This is a genomic window from Actinomyces oricola (assembly GCF_004104015.1).
Lineage (GTDB): Bacteria > Actinomycetota > Actinomycetes > Actinomycetales > Actinomycetaceae > Actinomyces > Actinomyces oricola.
The window spans coordinates 13,839-28,683 of the sequence record NZ_RYFV01000021.1; the positions used below are offsets into that span (position 1 = coordinate 13,839).

The 14,845-nt window shown below is 67.4% G+C and carries 12 protein-coding genes; 7 read left to right on the forward strand and 5 right to left on the reverse strand.

Features of this window, described 5'->3' with window-relative positions:
* Nucleotides 1-5 precede the first annotated feature (5 nt).
* Together EUC46_RS08880 and EUC46_RS08885 are read right to left on the reverse strand one after the other, a co-directional pair.
* Nucleotides 6-638 (reverse strand): ATP-binding cassette domain-containing protein, encoded by a 633-nt coding sequence (locus EUC46_RS08880; RefSeq protein WP_128773812.1) that lies wholly within the window; start codon nt 636-638, stop codon nt 6-8.
* Nucleotides 635-1,267 carry a class I SAM-dependent methyltransferase gene (locus tag EUC46_RS08885; protein ID WP_241655506.1) on the reverse strand — a complete coding sequence of 211 codons (633 nt, stop codon included), beginning with the start codon at nt 1,265-1,267 and terminating at the stop codon, nt 635-637. The genes EUC46_RS08880 and EUC46_RS08885 overlap by 4 nt, the downstream gene beginning before the upstream one ends.
* A gap of 281 nt (nt 1,268-1,548) precedes the next feature.
* Between EUC46_RS08885 and EUC46_RS08890 the strand changes: the two genes are divergently transcribed.
* The 4 genes from EUC46_RS08890 to EUC46_RS08905 all read left to right on the forward strand — a co-directional run bounded on the left by EUC46_RS08890 (nt 1,549) and on the right by EUC46_RS08905 (nt 4,756).
* On the forward strand, nt 1,549-2,184 hold the full coding sequence (locus EUC46_RS08890) for an ATP-dependent Clp protease proteolytic subunit (RefSeq protein WP_128773813.1): 636 nt from the start codon (nt 1,549-1,551) through the stop codon (nt 2,182-2,184).
* A 3-nt stretch (nt 2,185-2,187) separates the two neighbouring features.
* Entirely contained in the window at nt 2,188-2,850 is a 663-nt protein-coding gene (locus EUC46_RS08895; RefSeq protein WP_128773814.1) for an ATP-dependent Clp protease proteolytic subunit, read from the forward strand.
* Between the two features lie 281 nt (nt 2,851-3,131).
* Nucleotides 3,132-4,433: an ATP-dependent Clp protease ATP-binding subunit ClpX gene (gene clpX, locus EUC46_RS08900; RefSeq protein WP_128773815.1), complete on the forward strand. Its 1,302-nt coding sequence runs from the start codon at nt 3,132-3,134 to the stop codon at nt 4,431-4,433.
* Nucleotides 4,430-4,756 (forward strand): chorismate mutase, encoded by a 327-nt coding sequence (locus tag EUC46_RS08905; RefSeq protein ID WP_128773816.1) that lies wholly within the window; start codon nt 4,430-4,432, stop codon nt 4,754-4,756. The genes clpX and EUC46_RS08905 overlap by 4 nt, the downstream gene beginning before the upstream one ends.
* Before the next feature lie 131 nt (nt 4,757-4,887).
* On the opposite strand, the gene EUC46_RS08910 is transcribed toward EUC46_RS08905, so the two are convergent.
* From EUC46_RS08910 to valS, 3 genes are all read right to left on the reverse strand, one after another.
* Nucleotides 4,888-6,780 (reverse strand): AMP-dependent synthetase/ligase, encoded by a 1,893-nt coding sequence (locus tag EUC46_RS08910; RefSeq protein ID WP_128773817.1) that lies wholly within the window; start codon nt 6,778-6,780, stop codon nt 4,888-4,890.
* A 77-nt stretch (nt 6,781-6,857) separates the two neighbouring features.
* A complete protein-coding gene (locus tag EUC46_RS08915) occupies nt 6,858-8,705 on the reverse strand; it encodes an AMP-dependent synthetase/ligase (protein ID WP_241655509.1) in 1,848 nt (615 codons plus the stop codon).
* 246 nt (nt 8,706-8,951) lie between these two features.
* Nucleotides 8,952-11,726 carry a valine--tRNA ligase gene (gene valS, locus EUC46_RS08920; protein WP_128773818.1) on the reverse strand — a complete coding sequence of 925 codons (2,775 nt, stop codon included), beginning with the start codon at nt 11,724-11,726 and terminating at the stop codon, nt 8,952-8,954.
* 168 nt (nt 11,727-11,894) lie between these two features.
* On the opposite strand from valS, the gene EUC46_RS08925 reads away from it, so the two are divergent.
* The 3 genes from EUC46_RS08925 to EUC46_RS08935 are packed head-to-tail and all read left to right on the forward strand — an operon-like array spanning nt 11,895 to nt 14,801.
* The gene (locus EUC46_RS08925; RefSeq protein ID WP_164918796.1) at nt 11,895-12,500 is read left to right on the forward strand and encodes an MptD family putative ECF transporter S component; all 606 of its coding nucleotides are present in this window, start codon (nt 11,895-11,897) and stop codon (nt 12,498-12,500) included.
* 4 nt (nt 12,501-12,504) lie between these two features.
* The gene (locus EUC46_RS08930) at nt 12,505-13,233 is read left to right on the forward strand and encodes an energy-coupling factor transporter transmembrane component T (protein ID WP_206645947.1); all 729 of its coding nucleotides are present in this window, start codon (nt 12,505-12,507) and stop codon (nt 13,231-13,233) included.
* On the forward strand, nt 13,230-14,801 hold the full coding sequence (locus tag EUC46_RS08935; RefSeq protein ID WP_128773820.1) for an ABC transporter ATP-binding protein: 1,572 nt from the start codon (nt 13,230-13,232) through the stop codon (nt 14,799-14,801). Before EUC46_RS08930 ends, EUC46_RS08935 begins: the two co-directional genes overlap by 4 nt.
* Nucleotides 14,802-14,845 lie beyond the last annotated feature (44 nt).

The following is a 14,845-nucleotide window of genomic DNA, read 5'->3' on the forward strand; positions in this document are numbered from 1 at the left end:
TGCGATCAGGTGTCCAAGCGCCAGGTACCGGGCGGGCCGTCCAGGTGCAGGTGGAGGTGGGAGACCTCCTCCGCCTCCTGCGGATCGTGCGTGACCCACACGGTCACCACGTCCTGGTCGGCCAGGAGCGCCATGAGGTCGGCCCTCAGGGAGGCGGCCAGGGGCCTGTCCAGGGCGGAGAAGGGCTCGTCGACCAGCAGCAGGGCGGGTGAGGCGGCCAGCGCCCGGGCGATGGCCACCCTCTGGCGCATGCCGCCGGACAGGCGGGCCGGGGGCAGGTGGCCCGCCGAGGCCAGGCCCACCCGCTCCAGCCACTGCACGGCCACCAGGTCCGGGGCGGGGCCGTCCGCAATGAGGGAGATATTGCGATGCGCGGAGTACCAGGGCAGCAGGCGGGGCTCCTGGAACACCTGGGACAGCCGGCCCGAAGGGCGCCTGATGCTGCCGGCGTCGGTGGGCGACAGGCCGGAGACGGCGCGCAGGAGAGTGGTCTTGCCCGCGCCCGAGGGGCCGGTGACGGCCAGGGTCTGGCCGGGACGGACGGTGAGGGACAGGTCCGTCACCAGGGTCAGGCCCCGGCGCACCATGGTGACGTGGTCGAGAACCAGGTCAGCGGTTGTGGAGGTCGTGGCGGTCATGCCGTAGACGGCCTCCGGGCCACTATGCCCACGGCGCTGAGCAGCTCGCCTTGCAGCGCAAAGGCTTGGCGCATGGCCCGTATCCGGTCGCGGGCCCCGGGGGTGCGACGCGCGTTGCGCCAGAAGCGGGCGGCACCGAGCAGGCCCTCGTCCTGGATGAGGCGACCCGGTTCGAGCAGGTGCATGGGGGCGGTGCCGGTCCACTCCACGACCAGCCCGGCGTTGGTGAGCAGCTCCTTCCAGGCCTCCAGCGGCAGCGGGCGGGCGCCGACCCGGATGGTGCGGGAGAGCTCCTTGCGGGTTGCCTCGAGCTGCGCGGGGGAGCGGTCCCCGCGCAGAGCCAGCTCGTGGATGGCGTAGCGGCCCTCCGGTGCCAGGAGGCGCACGGCCTCGGCGACTATCTCGCGCTTGTGCTGGTCGGACTGGATGGTGAGCATGGCCTCACCTACCACCAGGTCGGCGCTGGCAGCGGGCAGGCCCGTGGCGGCGGCGTCGGCCACCACGTACTCGGCCCCGGGGTGCCGCGCCAGGACGGCGGCCACCTGCTCGCGGCCCTGTCCTGCCGGGTGCAGAGGCGCGGGTCCCGGGGCGGGGCCGGTGACCCGGGACGGGTCTTGTATGGCATCCATGTCATTTGATCCTGTTTTCTTCGGTATAAATTGGTGAGGTTAGACTATCCTCTTCCGGTCCCGTAGCGCCAGGGGTCGACCCGCCCCGGTCGGAGCGGCGCCCCTCCTCGACCCCTCGCCCGCCCGTCGCCCGCCCCCGGTTGTGCCCGGTCCCCGCCGCTCGCGCAAAGGGTCCCTGTTGGTGACGCTAACCTGCGCCGTGGGCGAAAAGCCCAGGACGGTGGGCATGGGCCCGCCTGGCCCCGCGTTAGCGTTGGCACGACCAACACGAGAGGACTGACGTGAGCGAGCTCTACACGCCTGCGCCGGCTGTGCCCCAGGCTACTGACGGCCCCAGCGCCAGCCTCGGGCTGACCGATTCCATCTACAACCGCCTCCTGAAGGAGCGGATTATCTGGCTCGGCTCCGAGGTGCGCGATGACAATGCCAACGCTATTTGCGCGCAGATGCTGCTGCTGGCCGCCGAGGACCCCGACCGCGACATCTACCTGTACATCAATAGCCCTGGCGGCTCGGTGACTGCGGGCATGGCCATTTACGACACCATGCAATACGTCCAGCCCGACGTGGCCACCGTGGCCACGGGCCTGGCGGCCTCCATGGGCCAGCACCTGCTCAGCGCCGGAGCCAAGGGCAAGCGTTATCTCACCCCGCATGCGCGGGTGCTCATGCACCAGCCCTCCGGCGGCGCCGGCGGGTCGGCCACAGATATCCGTATCAATGCGGACCTCATTATTAAGATGAAGCAGGAGTTGGCGGAGATCACCGCCGCTAATACCGGCCACACGGTGGAGGAGATCATTGCCGACTCCGATCGAGACCACTGGTTCTCCGCCCAGGAGGCCCTGGAGTACGGCTTTGTCGACCACATTGTGCGCTCAAGCCGCGAGATCGGCCGGCAGAACGGGGAGAACTGAGACATGACCACCCGCCCCTACTTCGAGGCCGTCGCCCGCCAGATGCCGCAGTCGCGCTACGTGCTGCCCCAGTTCGAGGAGCGCACCGCCTACGGATTCAAGCGCCAGGACCCCTACGCCAAGCTCTTCGAGGACCGGATCGTCTTCATGGGCGTGCAGGTGGACGACGCTTCCGCCGACGACATTATGGCCCAGTTACTTGTTCTGGAGTCCCAGGACCCCGACGGGCTGATCACCATGTACATCAACAGCCCAGGTGGTTCCTTCACGGCCCTGACAGCCATCTACGACACCATGCAGTACATCAAGCCGCAGGTGCAGACCGTTTGCCTGGGGCAGGCGGCCTCCGCCGCCGCCGTGCTGCTGGCGGCGGGCAGCCCCGGCAAGCGCCTGGCGCTGCCCAATGCGCGGGTTCTCATTCATCAGCCCGCCATGGAGGGCATGCACGGTCAGGCCAGCGACATCGAGATTGTCGCCGATGAGATCGACCGCATGCGCGCCTGGCTGGAGGACACGCTGTCCTTCCACACCGGCCGCGACCGCGACCTGATCCACCGCGACCTGGAGCGCGACAAGATCCTCACCGCGCATCAGGCCCTGGAGTACGGCATCGTCGACCAGGTGCTCTCCTCGCGCAAGGCCGCGCCGTCGCCGCACTCGGCCTGACCCCGGCCGCTGTCCCAACGCCGCCCCGTGGTGCCCGACGCCATCCGCCCGCTGTTGCGCCGTCGGGCACCACTGCGGCCGCTCATATATGCTGTGAGTCCCAGGGGCGGCCTTCTCTAAGCATGTCCTCTCGTCAGGGCGCCAGTGATGGCGTCTTGTACACGGCATGATGATTACGAGCCGGACACACCATCATCTCTTGGCGCGATTGCGCCTTCGCGCCGTAGGCTGGGATCGCTGCGGGACGGCCCGCAGGCTCGCAAGGATTTGGGGGAAACCGGATGGCACGCAACGCTGAGAGTGTCGATCTGCTCAAGTGCTCCTTCTGCGGCAAGAGTCAGAAGCAGGTTAAGAAACTCATAGCCGGCCCAGGGGTCTACATCTGCGATGAGTGCATTGAGCTGTGCAATGAGATTGTCGACGAGGAGCTTGGCGATTCCGGTGCCGGTGTCCCCCTGGAGTTGCCCAAGCCGCGGGAGATCTATGAGTTCCTCAACCAGTACGTGATTGGCCAGGAGGGCGCTAAGCGCGCCATGAGCGTGGCCGTCTACAACCACTACAAGCGGGTTCAAGTCCGGGAGCGCTCCGTGGCCGAGGGGGAGGGGCTGGAGCTCGGTAAGTCCAACATCCTCCTGCTGGGGCCCACCGGCACCGGCAAGACCCATTTGGCGCGCACTCTGGCCAAGCTCCTCGACGTCCCCTTTGCGATCGTGGACGCCACCGCCCTGACTGAGGCCGGGTATGTGGGCGAGGATGTGGAGAATATTCTTCTTAAACTCATTCAGGCTGCCGATGGGGAAGTCAGTCGAGCAGAGAAGGGCATTATCTACATCGATGAGATTGACAAGATCGGCCGCAAGGCCGAAAACCCCTCGATCACCCGCGACGTCTCCGGCGAGGGCGTCCAGCAGGCCCTGCTGAAGATTATTGAGGGCACAGTCGCCTCGGTGCCGCCCGGCGGGGGGCGCAAGCACCCCCACCAGGAGTTCCTGGAGATCGACACCACCAATATCCTTTTCATCGCCGCCGGCGCCTTCGCCGGCATTGAGGAGATCGTGCGCCAGCGCCAGCGCAAGGAGGCGGGGGCCCAGCTTGTCGGATTCGGCGCGACCCTGGCCAAGGATGAAGCCAAAGACGTCTTCACCGCCCCCGTGCGCCCCGAGGACCTGCACAAGTTCGGCCTCATCCCCGAGTTCATCGGCCGCCTGCCGGTTATTGCCACCGTCCAGGACCTGGGAGTGCCCGAACTCGTGCGGGTCATGACCGAGCCCAAGAACGCCCTGGTCTCCCAATACCAGTATCTTTTCAGCCTCGACGGCGTGGAGCTGGAGCTCACTGACGCCGCCATTGAGGCCATTGCCTCCCTGGCCCTGGCGCGCAAGACCGGCGCCCGCGGGCTGACCAGCATTGTTGAGGAGGTCTTGGGCCAGTCCATGTTCGAGGTCCCCTCCATGCCGGAGGTCGGACGCGTCGTCGTCGACGCCGACGCCGTGCACGGCACCGGGCGGCCCCGCTACGAGGCGAGCTCCGGAGCGCTGCGCTCCGCCTCGAAGGTCGGCAATGACCGGAGTCGCAGCGCATGAGCGCACCCGAGGCCGTGGAGAAGAACATTCCGGGGGTGCCTCCCCAACTCGCCGAATACCGCGCCACCATTGACAACTTGGACGCCGCTCTCGTCCACCTGCTGGCCGAGCGCTTCCGTTGCACCCAACAGGTGGGGGTCCTCAAGGCCGAACTCAACCTCCCGCCCTCGGACCCGGCGCGTGAGGAGCGTCAGGTGGCGCGTCTGCGTTCCCTGGCTGAGGATTCTGGCCTCGACCCGGTCTTCGCCGAGAAGTTCTTCACCTTCATAGTCGCCGAGGTCATTCGCCACCACGAGGCCATACGCGAAGGACACGAACTCTGAGGGGTTGAGCCCCGCGCCGGGAGAGCCCTCGGCGCAGGCTGCGGCATGGGGCCGGCCCGGCGCCGCGAAGCGTCGGCCCGGTGCGGATCCAAGAACGCCCTGCCCGCCGCCGGGCCTCCGGGTACGGTTCCTCAGCCGGCCTTCGGCGTGGTGGGCGCCTTGGCGTAGAGCCTCTCAATCTCCTCGGCGTACCGGGCCGTCGCCTGGGCGCGGCGCACTTTCATGGTGGGGGTGAGCAGACCATTGGCCACCGTGAAGTCCCCGGGCAGAATGGTGAAAGTGCGAATGGACTCCGCCCGGGAGACCGCCTCATTGGCGCGGGCCACCGCTCGCTCCAGGGCGGCGCGCACGCGCGGGTCCTTCGTCGCCTCAACCGGGTCCATGTCCTCCAAGCCGTGGGAGGTCAACCACAGGGGCAGCATTTCGGCGTCCAGGGTTACCAGGGCCCCAATGCAGGGCCGGTTGTCGCCGACAACAAGCACCTGGGAGACCAGTGGGTGTCCGCGCAGGCGATCCTCCAGGACGGCGGGGGCCACGTTCTTGCCACCGGCGGTGACAATGATCTCCTTCTTGCGGCCGGTAATCCGCAAGAACCCGTGCTCGTCGAAGGAGCCAATGTCCCCGGTGCGCAGCCAGCCCCGCTCGCCCGGAGCGTCAGCGGCCCCGGGCACGAAGGCCTCTTCTGTGGCCTGCGGATTATTGTGATAGCCGGCGAATAGGCCAATGCCGCGAATAAGGATCTCCCCGTCGTCGGCCAGTCGCACCTGTGTGCCCGGCAATGGCCCGCCCACGGTGCCAATGCGCATGGAGGCCGGCAGGGTCACGGTGGCCGGCGCCGCGGTCTCGGTGAGCCCATAGCCCTCCAGGACTGTGACCCCCGCGCCCCGGTAGAAGTGCCCCAGGCGCTCTCCCAAGGGTCCACCGCCGCTAATGACGTGCGTGGCCCGGCCACCGATAATGGTGCGCAACTTGGCGAAGACGAGCCGGTCGAAGAGTTTGTGCTGGGCGCGCAGGGCCCGGCTCGGGCCGGCCGGCGTGTCCAGGGCGCGCGAGTAGGCGATAGCGGTCTTGGCGGCAATACGGAAGATCTTCTGCTTGGCGCCCGTAGCGCGGGCGTCGGCGGCGTTATAGATCTTCTCGAAGACGCGTGGAACCGCGATAACAAAGGTCGGGCGGAATGTCTCCAGGTCGGACACGAGGTTGCGGATATTGGGGGCGTGCCCCATGACGCCCCGCGGTGAGCACACAATCGCCACCTCAATGAACCGCCCCAGGACATGCGCCAAGGGCAGGAATAGGAGGGTGCGAACCTCGTCCTGGTCGAGGACCTCGGGCACATGGGCGACCGTGTTGACCGGCAGGTGCACCAGGTTGCCGTGCGTGAGCTCGGCTCCCTTGGGCCGACCAGTGGTGCCCGAGGTGTAAACAATGGTGGCCAGATCTGAACTGGTCAGGTGCGAAGTACGTAGGTCCAACTCCGTGTGATCCACTCCCTTGCCGCCGGCAATCAGCTCGGTGATCGCTTCTCGGGCGAGGTTGAGGACCTCAAGGTCCGCCAGCTCTGATGCGGTCTTCTTCAGGGCCAGGACCATGGTCTCCATGGCCTCGTCCTCCACGACCACGAGACGCACATCGGCGTCGCTGAGGATCCACTGGGCCTGCTCGGGCGACGAGGTCTCATAGATGGGGACGACAACGCAGCCCGCCTCCCAGATCGCAAAGTCCAGGAGCGTCCACTCAAAAGAGGTGTGCGCCATAATGCCGACGGAGTCCCCGGGCTTGAGCCCCCGGGCCACCAGGCCGGCAGCGACCTCGCGCACCTGGGCCCGGAAGGACTGCGCACTCATGTCCCGCCAGCGGCGCCCCAAGGAGGCCTTGCGGGCAATAAGGGTGCCGGTGGGATTGCGGTTGACGCGCTCGGCCAGCGCCCAGGGCGTGGTCATGCCGGCGTGGATGGGAACAAGGAGGTTGGTGGAGTACTCGCGGGCAGAAGTGGGGCCCAAGGGGGCGGCGTCGTGGGTCATACCTCGTATTCTCCTGATGAATGCAAATGGAGTCGCCGGAACACCTGGCGCCCCGGTGCCGGTGGCGCCGCGGGCCCCTACTCGGCCGGCCCCTTCTTAGTGGTGCGATAGATATCGGCGACCGCATCCGCGTGGACCTCCATCACCTTGCTGCGCTTGACCTTCATTGAGGGGGTGAGCAGGCCATTGGCCTCGGTGAAGTCGGTGGTCAGCACCCGGTAACTGCGAATGGATTCGGCCCGGGAGACCGCCCGGTTGGTACGTGCCACCGCCCGGTCCAGTGCGGCCAAGACCTGGGGGTTGGTGGAGGCCTCGACAACATCCATCTCCGGCAGGCCGTGGTTGTGCAGCCACTGGGGCAGCATCTCGCGATCCAAGGTGATCAGAGCGCCAATGAAGGGCTCCTTGTCCCCAACAACAACAACCTGGGAGACCAGCGGGTGTCCGCGCAGACGGTCCTCCAGAATGGAGGGGGCCACGTTCTTGCCGCCGGCGGTGACAATGATCTCCTTCTTACGGCCGGTAATGCGCACCCAACCATCGGCGTCAATGGTGCCAAGGTCCCCGGAGCGGAACCAGCCGTCCTCCGTGAAGGCCTCCGCCGTCGCCTCTGGATTATTGCGGTAGCCCTTGAAGACGCCCACGCCGCGGATCAAGATCTCGCCATCGTCGTCCACGCGCATCTCATTGCCGCACACCGGCGGGCCCACGGTGCCGATCTTGTTGTTAATGTCCAGGTTGACGCAGCTCGGCCCAATGGTCTCGGTCAGGCCGTAGCCCTCGAGGATGATCAGGCCCAGGCCGCGATAGAAGTGCCCCAGGCGCTCACCCAGGGGGCCGCCGCCGGAGATCGCGTACCTGGCGTTGGGGCCGAGCAGGTTGCGAATGGTGCGGTAGACGAGCGTGTCGGCGACCTTGTGCGCCGCCACCAGGGCAGGGGCGGGGCCGGCCGGCGTGTCCAGGGCCCGGGAGTACTCGATGGCGACCTTCGCCGCCCAGCGGAAGGTCTTGAGCTTGAAGCCCGAACCGGCCTTGGCGTCCGCGGCGTTATAGATCTTCTCCATAACGCGGGGGACGGCCAGGACGTAGGTCGGACCGAAGGTCTTGAGATCGGGCAGGAGGGTCTTGGCGTCGGGCGTGTGACCCAGGACCCCTTGGCCGGCGATGGCGAGCAGTTCCAGGAAACGGGCGTAGGAGTGGGCCAGCGGCAGGAAGAGCAGCAGGCGGGTGTTGGTGGAGAACAGCAGGTCGGGCAGCCAGCGCACGCCGTTCCAGGCCAGTCCGGCGGCGTTGGTGTGCGTTAACTCCACACCCTTGGGGCGCCCGGTGGTGCCCGAGGTGTAAATAATGGAGTAGGTGTCCTGGCCGCGCAGCGCCTTGGATCGCTCGTCGAGCACGTCCCGTGGAATCTCACTTCCGGCCTGCGTAATGGTGGTCAGCGCATCGCGGTCCAGGGAGAGGATCTGGACGGCAGGGGCCTGGGGGTTCGCGGCGGCGAGGGCTGCGGCTCCGGCGCGCACGACCTCAGCCAGGACTGAGGTCTCGGCAATGACCAGGCGCACATCGGCGTCGGAGAGAATCCACTCGATCTGTTCGGCGGAGTCCGTCTCGTAGATGGGAACCGAGACCAGGCCGGCGCGGGCGATGGCCATGTCCAAGAGCGTCCACTCGTAGCAGGTGCGCGCCATAATGGCCACGCTCGTACCCGGCTCCAGGCCCATGCCCACCAGGCCGGCGCCCACACGGGCGACCTCCTCACCGAAGGAGCGGGCTGAGATCTTCACCCAGGTGTTGCCCAGCGGGGACTTGCGCTCAATGATCGGCGCGTCGGGGCGCCGCTCAATGCGATCGGCGAGCAGCCACGGCACGGTCCAGGTCGGCGCGGGGACCTTGATGTAGGGGCTGGAGACAACGCCGTCGACCATGGTCGGCGGGCCTGCAATGGATGGTGTTCCCGTGGACATCACGGGGCGAGAGGCGGAGGAACGTGCAGTCACCCGGTCATTGTGTCAGGACCGGGGGTGCGCATCCGCCCATTAGACCGAATGAGAACTAGCTTCACACCTTGGAGGAAACCACAGCTGAGGGGGGAGTCGATCATAGAAAGCCACGACAGCGCCCGCTCGCCGGTCAGGCGTCGGGCGCTGCCGCACCGCATACGGGGTGGCCGCTCAGGTTCTCGCCGGCTTGGCGGGGGATTGACCGAGCTCGACGGCGGTGACCGTCGCCGGCGCCGCCTCGGCCCCGTCGCAGACGGCGACCTCCAGGGGGCCGGTAACTTTGGCGGCCTCGATCAGGTCCGCGCGCACGAGCGCGACGGCGGGCCCGACCTGAGGGGACACCGCTAGGGTGGCTGACAGGATGGGCGTCTTCTGGCTGGTCTTGGCCTCCGACTTCACCTTGCGCAAGGCCGCCAGGGCCAGTCCCGCGTGTGCGACCAACTCCGCGTCGGCGTCGCCCGCGGCCGCGCGCAACCACCCCGCCTGTGGCCAGGGGGCGCGGTGGACGCTCCCGGTGCGGTACCAGCTCCACACCTCCTCGGTGACAAAAGGCAGGAAGGGGGCGAACAGGCGCACAAAGGTGTCCACCGCGATTGCCAGTGCCGTGCGGGCGCTGCGCACGGCGGCCGGGTCGTGCGAGCCGTTGAGATTGTTGGCGCGGTCTTTGACCAGCTCGATGTAGTCGTCGCAGAAGGCCCAGAAGAAGGCCTCGGCGGCCTCTAGGGCGCGGGCGTGCTCAAAACCATCAAAGGCGGCAGTAGCGGTCTCCACGACGTCGGCCAGGGACGCCAGCACGGCCCGGTCGATCGGCTCGCTGACCTGCGAGGCGTCCAGGCTGGGCGCCGGGGCGGCCGCGCGGGTCTCCTCATCGGCATCCCAGGGGATACCCATGGACAGGGCGAACTTGGAGGCGTTGAGGATCTTAATGGCCAGGCGGCGGCCAATCTTGATCTGGGTCTCCTCGAAAGCGGCGTCCATGCCCAGGCGAGCCGAGGCCGCCCAGTAGCGCACCGCGTCGGAGCCGTACTGCTCCAGCAGGGCCATGGGGGTGACCACATTGCCCTTGGACTTGCTCATCTTCTTGCGGTCCGGGTCCAGGATCCACCCCGAGATGCCCGCATGCCGCCACGGCAGGGCGCCGAACTCCAGGTCTGCGCGCACCACGGTGGAGAACAGCCAGGTGCGGATAATGTCCTGGCCCTGGGGGCGCAGATCCATGGGATAGGTGGTGGCGAACAGGGCGTCGTCACCCAGCCAGCCGGTAGCGATCTCAGGGGTCAGGGAGGAGGTCGCCCAGGTGTCCATAATGTCGAGTTCGCCGACGAAGCCGCCGGGCGCCCCGCGCTGATCCTCAGTGAAACCGGGGGCCGGGTCTGAGGAGGGGTCGACCGGAAGAGCCGCCTCCTCGGGGACGATGACCGTCTCATAGTCCACCTGCCCGTCGGCTCCCACGCCGTACCACACGGGGAAGGGGACCCCGAAGAAGCGCTGACGGGAGATGAGCCAGTCGTTGTTCAGGCCCCGCACCCAGTTCTCGTAGCGCACGCGCATGAAGTCGGGGTGGAAGGCCAACTCGCGCCCGCGCTCGAGCAGCTCATCGGCCAAGTTCATCCCGGAGGCTGGGTTGACCCACTCCTTGCCGCCATTGCGGATGTACCACTGGCGTGAGGTCACGATCTCCAGGGGCTTGTCCCCCTTCTCGAAGAAGTTCGTCTGGCGCACGGTCTTGACCGGCTCCCCGCGCATCTCCCCACTGGCGGCCAGCTCGGCCACGAGGACCTTGCGGGCCGAGAAAGTGGTTTTGCCGGCCATCTCGCCGTAGACCCGGCGGCCCTCGCTGCTGGTGATCCACTCGGGGACCTCGGTCTCAATGCGCCCGTCCTTGCGCAGGATGGCGCGCAAGGGCAGGCCCAAATCCCGCCACCAGTCAATGTCCGTGGTGTCGCCGAAGGTGCAGCACATGGCAATGCCGGCGCCCTTGTCCATCTCCGCCGAGGGGTGGGCCAGGACCGGGACCTCCACGCCGAAGACGGGGGAGGCCACCGTGGCGCCGAACAGGGGCTGGTAGCGCTTGTCATCGGGGTGGGCCACCAGGGCCACGCAGGCGGCCAACAGCTCGGGGCGCGTGGTCTCCACGCACACGTCCACGCCGTTCTCAAGCGGTGCCCCCGCAGCCTCGGCGGCGGCCGCGGCCCCGGCGTCAGTAACATGGAAGGCCAGGCGGTGGTAGAAACCGGGGTACTCGCGCGACTCCAGCTCCGCCTGAGCGACAGCGGTGCCGAAGGTCACATCCCACAGGCCCGGGGCGGCCGCCTGGTAGGCCTCCCCGCGGGCGAGATTGCGCAGGAAAGCGGCCTGAGCCACTTTGCGGGCCCGCTCTCCAATGGTCTGGTAGGTGTGCGACCAGTCCACGCTCAGCCCCAGGCGGCGCCACAGCGCCTCGAAGAGCTTCTCGTCCTCCAGCGTCAAGCGTTCGCACAACTCCACGAAGTTGCGTCGGGAGATCGGCACCTGATCCCTGGCCTTCACGGACTTGCCCTCCCCGCCTTCGTGCGGCGGGGTGAAGTTCGGGTCATAGGGCAGGGAGGGGTCGCAGCGCACCCCGAAGTAGTTCTGGACGCGACGCTCGGTGGGCAGGCCATTGTCATCCCAACCCATGGGGTAGAACACGGCCTTGCCGCGCATGCGCTGGTAACGGGCGACAGTATCGGTGTGCGTGTAGGAGAAGACGTGACCCACGTGCAGGGAGCCGGAGACCGTGGGCGGCGGGGTGTCGATGGAGAAGACCTCGGGGCGCTTCGCGGCGGCGTCGAAAGCGTAGATGTGCTGGTCCTCCCAGCGCTCGCCCCAGGCGGCCTCCAAGCCGTCGGCGCTCACCTTGGCCGGCACGCGCGGGCTGTGGAGCTCGGAGGGCAAGTGGCGGGGGGAGTGGTCGGTCTCAGACATGGTCCGAATTCTGTCATGGGCCGGTGGTGCCACTGCGGCACGGGTGGGTCTCGCCCTATGAGGTGGGCCACGGGGCTCCTCGCAGCCTGTGTTAGGTTAGGCGCGCCTAATTCAGTATTCGAACCTGGTTCGACTCGAGCTCGGGCGCCCCCAGCGAAAGGAATGAGCATGACCGGTACCAGCGCCGCAGGCGACCGCATCACCACTCCGCGCAACCTCATTAACGTCGGCGTCTTCACCGCGGTCTACTTCGTCGCCCTTTTCGCCACCGGCATGCTCGGAGCCATCCACCCGACCATGATCTTCATAGGAGGGCTGCTCGGCTCCCTCATCAATGCCATGGTCTGCATGCTCTACGTGGCCAAGACGCGGGCCCTGGGCGCCTACACCCTCCTGGGGCTCATTATTGGCCTGCTCATGGTGGCCACCGGTCACGCCTGGGTCACCCCGATCCTCTCCACAGTCCTGGGCGCCCTGGCCGACATCATCACCCGCAGCGGAGGGTATGTAAGAACCTCGACGAACTGCTTGGGCTTCGCCGTGTTCTCCATGTGGGGCATTGGCCCGATGCTGCCGATCCTGTGGGCCTCGGACGAGTACTTCGCGAAGACGGCCTCCTCCATGGGGCAGGACTATGCGGACAAGTTCCAGGCGCTCGTCTCGCCACCGGTCATCGGGGGCTGGCTGGTCCTCAGCCTCCTGGTCGCCTACGCCTGCGCACTGCTGGGCATGAAGGTCCTCCACAGGCACTTCGAGCGCGCCGGCGTCGCCTGAGCCCGTGTCCGCCATCGCCCCGGCGTCCTTGGACGCCTCCTCGACCGTGCGGATTGCCGCCGACCCGCGCAGCAAGTTCCTCCTCCTGTTGGTGGCCAACGTGATACTCATGACGTCAGGGTCCGGCCACGTCGTGTGGCTCGTACTCGTGGTTGCGGCGATCCTCGCCGCGGTCGACCTGCGTGCGCGCCTGGCCGCGGGCCTGGTCGCGCTCAGTGTCCTGTTCTGGTTCGCCGCGGGGCTGCCGCGCCTGTGGCACCACGGGGCGGCCGTGGTGGTCGGCGTCGTCGCCTACTGGCTGCTGCGCTTCGGGCTGTCCATCGCCCTGGGCACCTGGTTCATCTCCTCGACTCGAGTCAGCGAGCTGACCGCCTCCGCCAGCGATATGAGGATGCCCCGCGTCCTCACCACCCCCCTAGCGGTCCTCTTCCGCTTCCTGCCGGTGGTCATTGACGAGACCAAGGGCGTTATGGAAGCCATGAGCCTGCGCGGCTACACCGGTTCCTACCTGTGGCGCCACCCCGTTGACGGCGTGGAGAAACTGGTGGTCCCGGTTCTCACCGCCTGCGCCCGGATCGCCGATGAACTCTCCGCGGCCGCCCTCATTCGGGGGCTGGGGGTCAGCGGGCGGCCAACACTCGTGGACAAGCCGCGCTTCCGGACGGCCGACGCCGCCCTGCTCGGCCTGTCTCTCATACTCCTGGTCTACCGGTACTGGGGGGCGAAGCCATGACCATCAGCGTTAAGGGGGTTTCCTACACCTACCCCACTGGTGCCAAGGTGCTCGACGACATCGACCTGGCCCCCGCCGAGGGCTCCCTGACCCTGGTGTGCGGGGCCAGTGGCTCGGGCAAGTCCACGTTGGTGCGTCTCATGAATGGTCTCATCCCGCACTTCCACCACGGTGAGCGGGACGGAGAGGTCACCGTGGAGGGTCGTGAGGTCGCCGGGACCCCCATTGAGGAGATGGGCAGGCTGACGGCCACCGTCTTCCAGAACCCCGCCTCCCAGTTCTTCACCACCACTGTGGCTGACGAACTCATCTTCGCGGGCCAGAACTATCAGGTCGAGGCCAAGGAGATCCGACGACGTCGAGCTCAGGCCGTCACTGAGCTCGGCATTGAAGACCTCCTGGGCCGTGATCTCAAGGGTCTGTCCGGAGGGCAGCTCCAGAAGGTGGCCTGCGCCCAGGCCCTGGCCCAGGCCACCCCCGTTGTTCTCCTGGACGAGCCCACCTCCAACCTCGATCCCGAGGCCATTGAGGATGTTCGTGCCGCAATCCAGCGCCTTAAGGAGCTTGGGCGCACCATTGTCGTGGCCGAGCACCGTGTTTATTTCCTTCAAGGCCTGGTTGACGAGGTCGTTCTTATGAGCAAGGGGCGGATTGTCGGGCGTATGGACGGGGCCTCCTTCTACGCCATGGGTGAGGAGGAGCGTCGCGCCCTGGGCTTGCGCACCTTGGAGCGCCCTGAGCTGGACCTGCCAGTCAGGGTGATCCCCGCTCGGCGCGGCGCGGAGGAGCCCGCCGGGAACAGTGGCGGGCGAGTGCCGTCATGGGCGGGCCGAGCGCAATGCGTAACGTACCCCGCGTACTCCGCCCAGCGCGGCGGGGAGGGGCCCGCCGGGGGCAAAGGGGGGCGGGAGGCGATGGCGTCGAGCGCCGGCGCCTCCCCGGGGCCGAGGTCGAGCACCCTCACGGACGACCGCTCGTCGCGCCCCGAAGGGGCCGGCGCCCCCAGCGGCGCTCTCCTCATTGAGAACCTCGTCGTCGAAGGCGGCGGTCGCCGGATCTTGGATATTGACTCCCTGTCCTTCACCGCCGGCGCCATTACCGGCGTGGTGGGGGCCAATGGCATTGGCAAGACCACCCTCGCCCGCGCCGTCTGCCGCCTGCAACGGGCCCGGCGCGGGGTGCGCATCACCCTTGACAACAAGCCCTTGCGCCGGGGTCAGGCCTTCTTAGTCATGCAGGACGTCCACCGCCAGCTCTTCGCCGAGTCCGTGAGCGACGAGGCCAGCGCCCCTCAGCTGGGCCGCCTCGACCTGGCCGCTCTCGCCGACCGCCACCCCCTCTCACTGAGCGGCGGGCAAAAGCAGAGGCTCGTCATAGCCACCGCCATGGATCAAGACGCCCGCGTCCTCATCCTCGATGAGCCCACCTCTGGCGTCGACAGACATCACCTGGACTCCATTGCCGCTGAGCTGCGCGCACTGGCGGACGAGGGGCGTGTGGTGATCGTCATCAGTCATGACATGGAGTTCCTCAATGAGTGCGCAGACAGTATGGTTGCCCTCATCTGATCCGATGATGATAATCATTCCTATTTAAGGATGGAGGTGAAGTG

What these genes read in the sequence shown, in the direction of transcription:
- EUC46_RS08925 (WP_164918796.1), top strand. Translation starts at nt 11,895, where the DNA reads ATGACCGGTACCAGCGCCGCAGGCGACCGCATCACCACTCCGCGCAAC.
- valS (WP_128773818.1), bottom strand. Translation starts at nt 11,726, where the DNA reads ATGTCTGAGACCGACCACTCCCCCCGCCACTTGCCCTCCGAGCTCCAC.
- EUC46_RS08935 (WP_128773820.1), top strand. Translation starts at nt 13,230, where the DNA reads ATGACCATCAGCGTTAAGGGGGTTTCCTACACCTACCCCACTGGTGCC.
- EUC46_RS08905 (WP_128773816.1), top strand. Translation starts at nt 4,430, where the DNA reads ATGAGCGCACCCGAGGCCGTGGAGAAGAACATTCCGGGGGTGCCTCCC.
- EUC46_RS08885 (WP_241655506.1), bottom strand. Translation starts at nt 1,267, where the DNA reads ATGGATGCCATACAAGACCCGTCCCGGGTCACCGGCCCCGCCCCGGGA.
- EUC46_RS08880 (WP_128773812.1), bottom strand. Translation starts at nt 638, where the DNA reads ATGACCGCCACGACCTCCACAACCGCTGACCTGGTTCTCGACCACGTC.
- EUC46_RS08915 (WP_241655509.1), bottom strand. Translation starts at nt 8,705, where the DNA reads ATGGTCGACGGCGTTGTCTCCAGCCCCTACATCAAGGTCCCCGCGCCG.
- clpX (WP_128773815.1), top strand. Translation starts at nt 3,132, where the DNA reads ATGGCACGCAACGCTGAGAGTGTCGATCTGCTCAAGTGCTCCTTCTGC.
- EUC46_RS08910 (WP_128773817.1), bottom strand. Translation starts at nt 6,780, where the DNA reads ATGACCCACGACGCCGCCCCCTTGGGCCCCACTTCTGCCCGCGAGTAC.
- EUC46_RS08895 (WP_128773814.1), top strand. Translation starts at nt 2,188, where the DNA reads ATGACCACCCGCCCCTACTTCGAGGCCGTCGCCCGCCAGATGCCGCAG.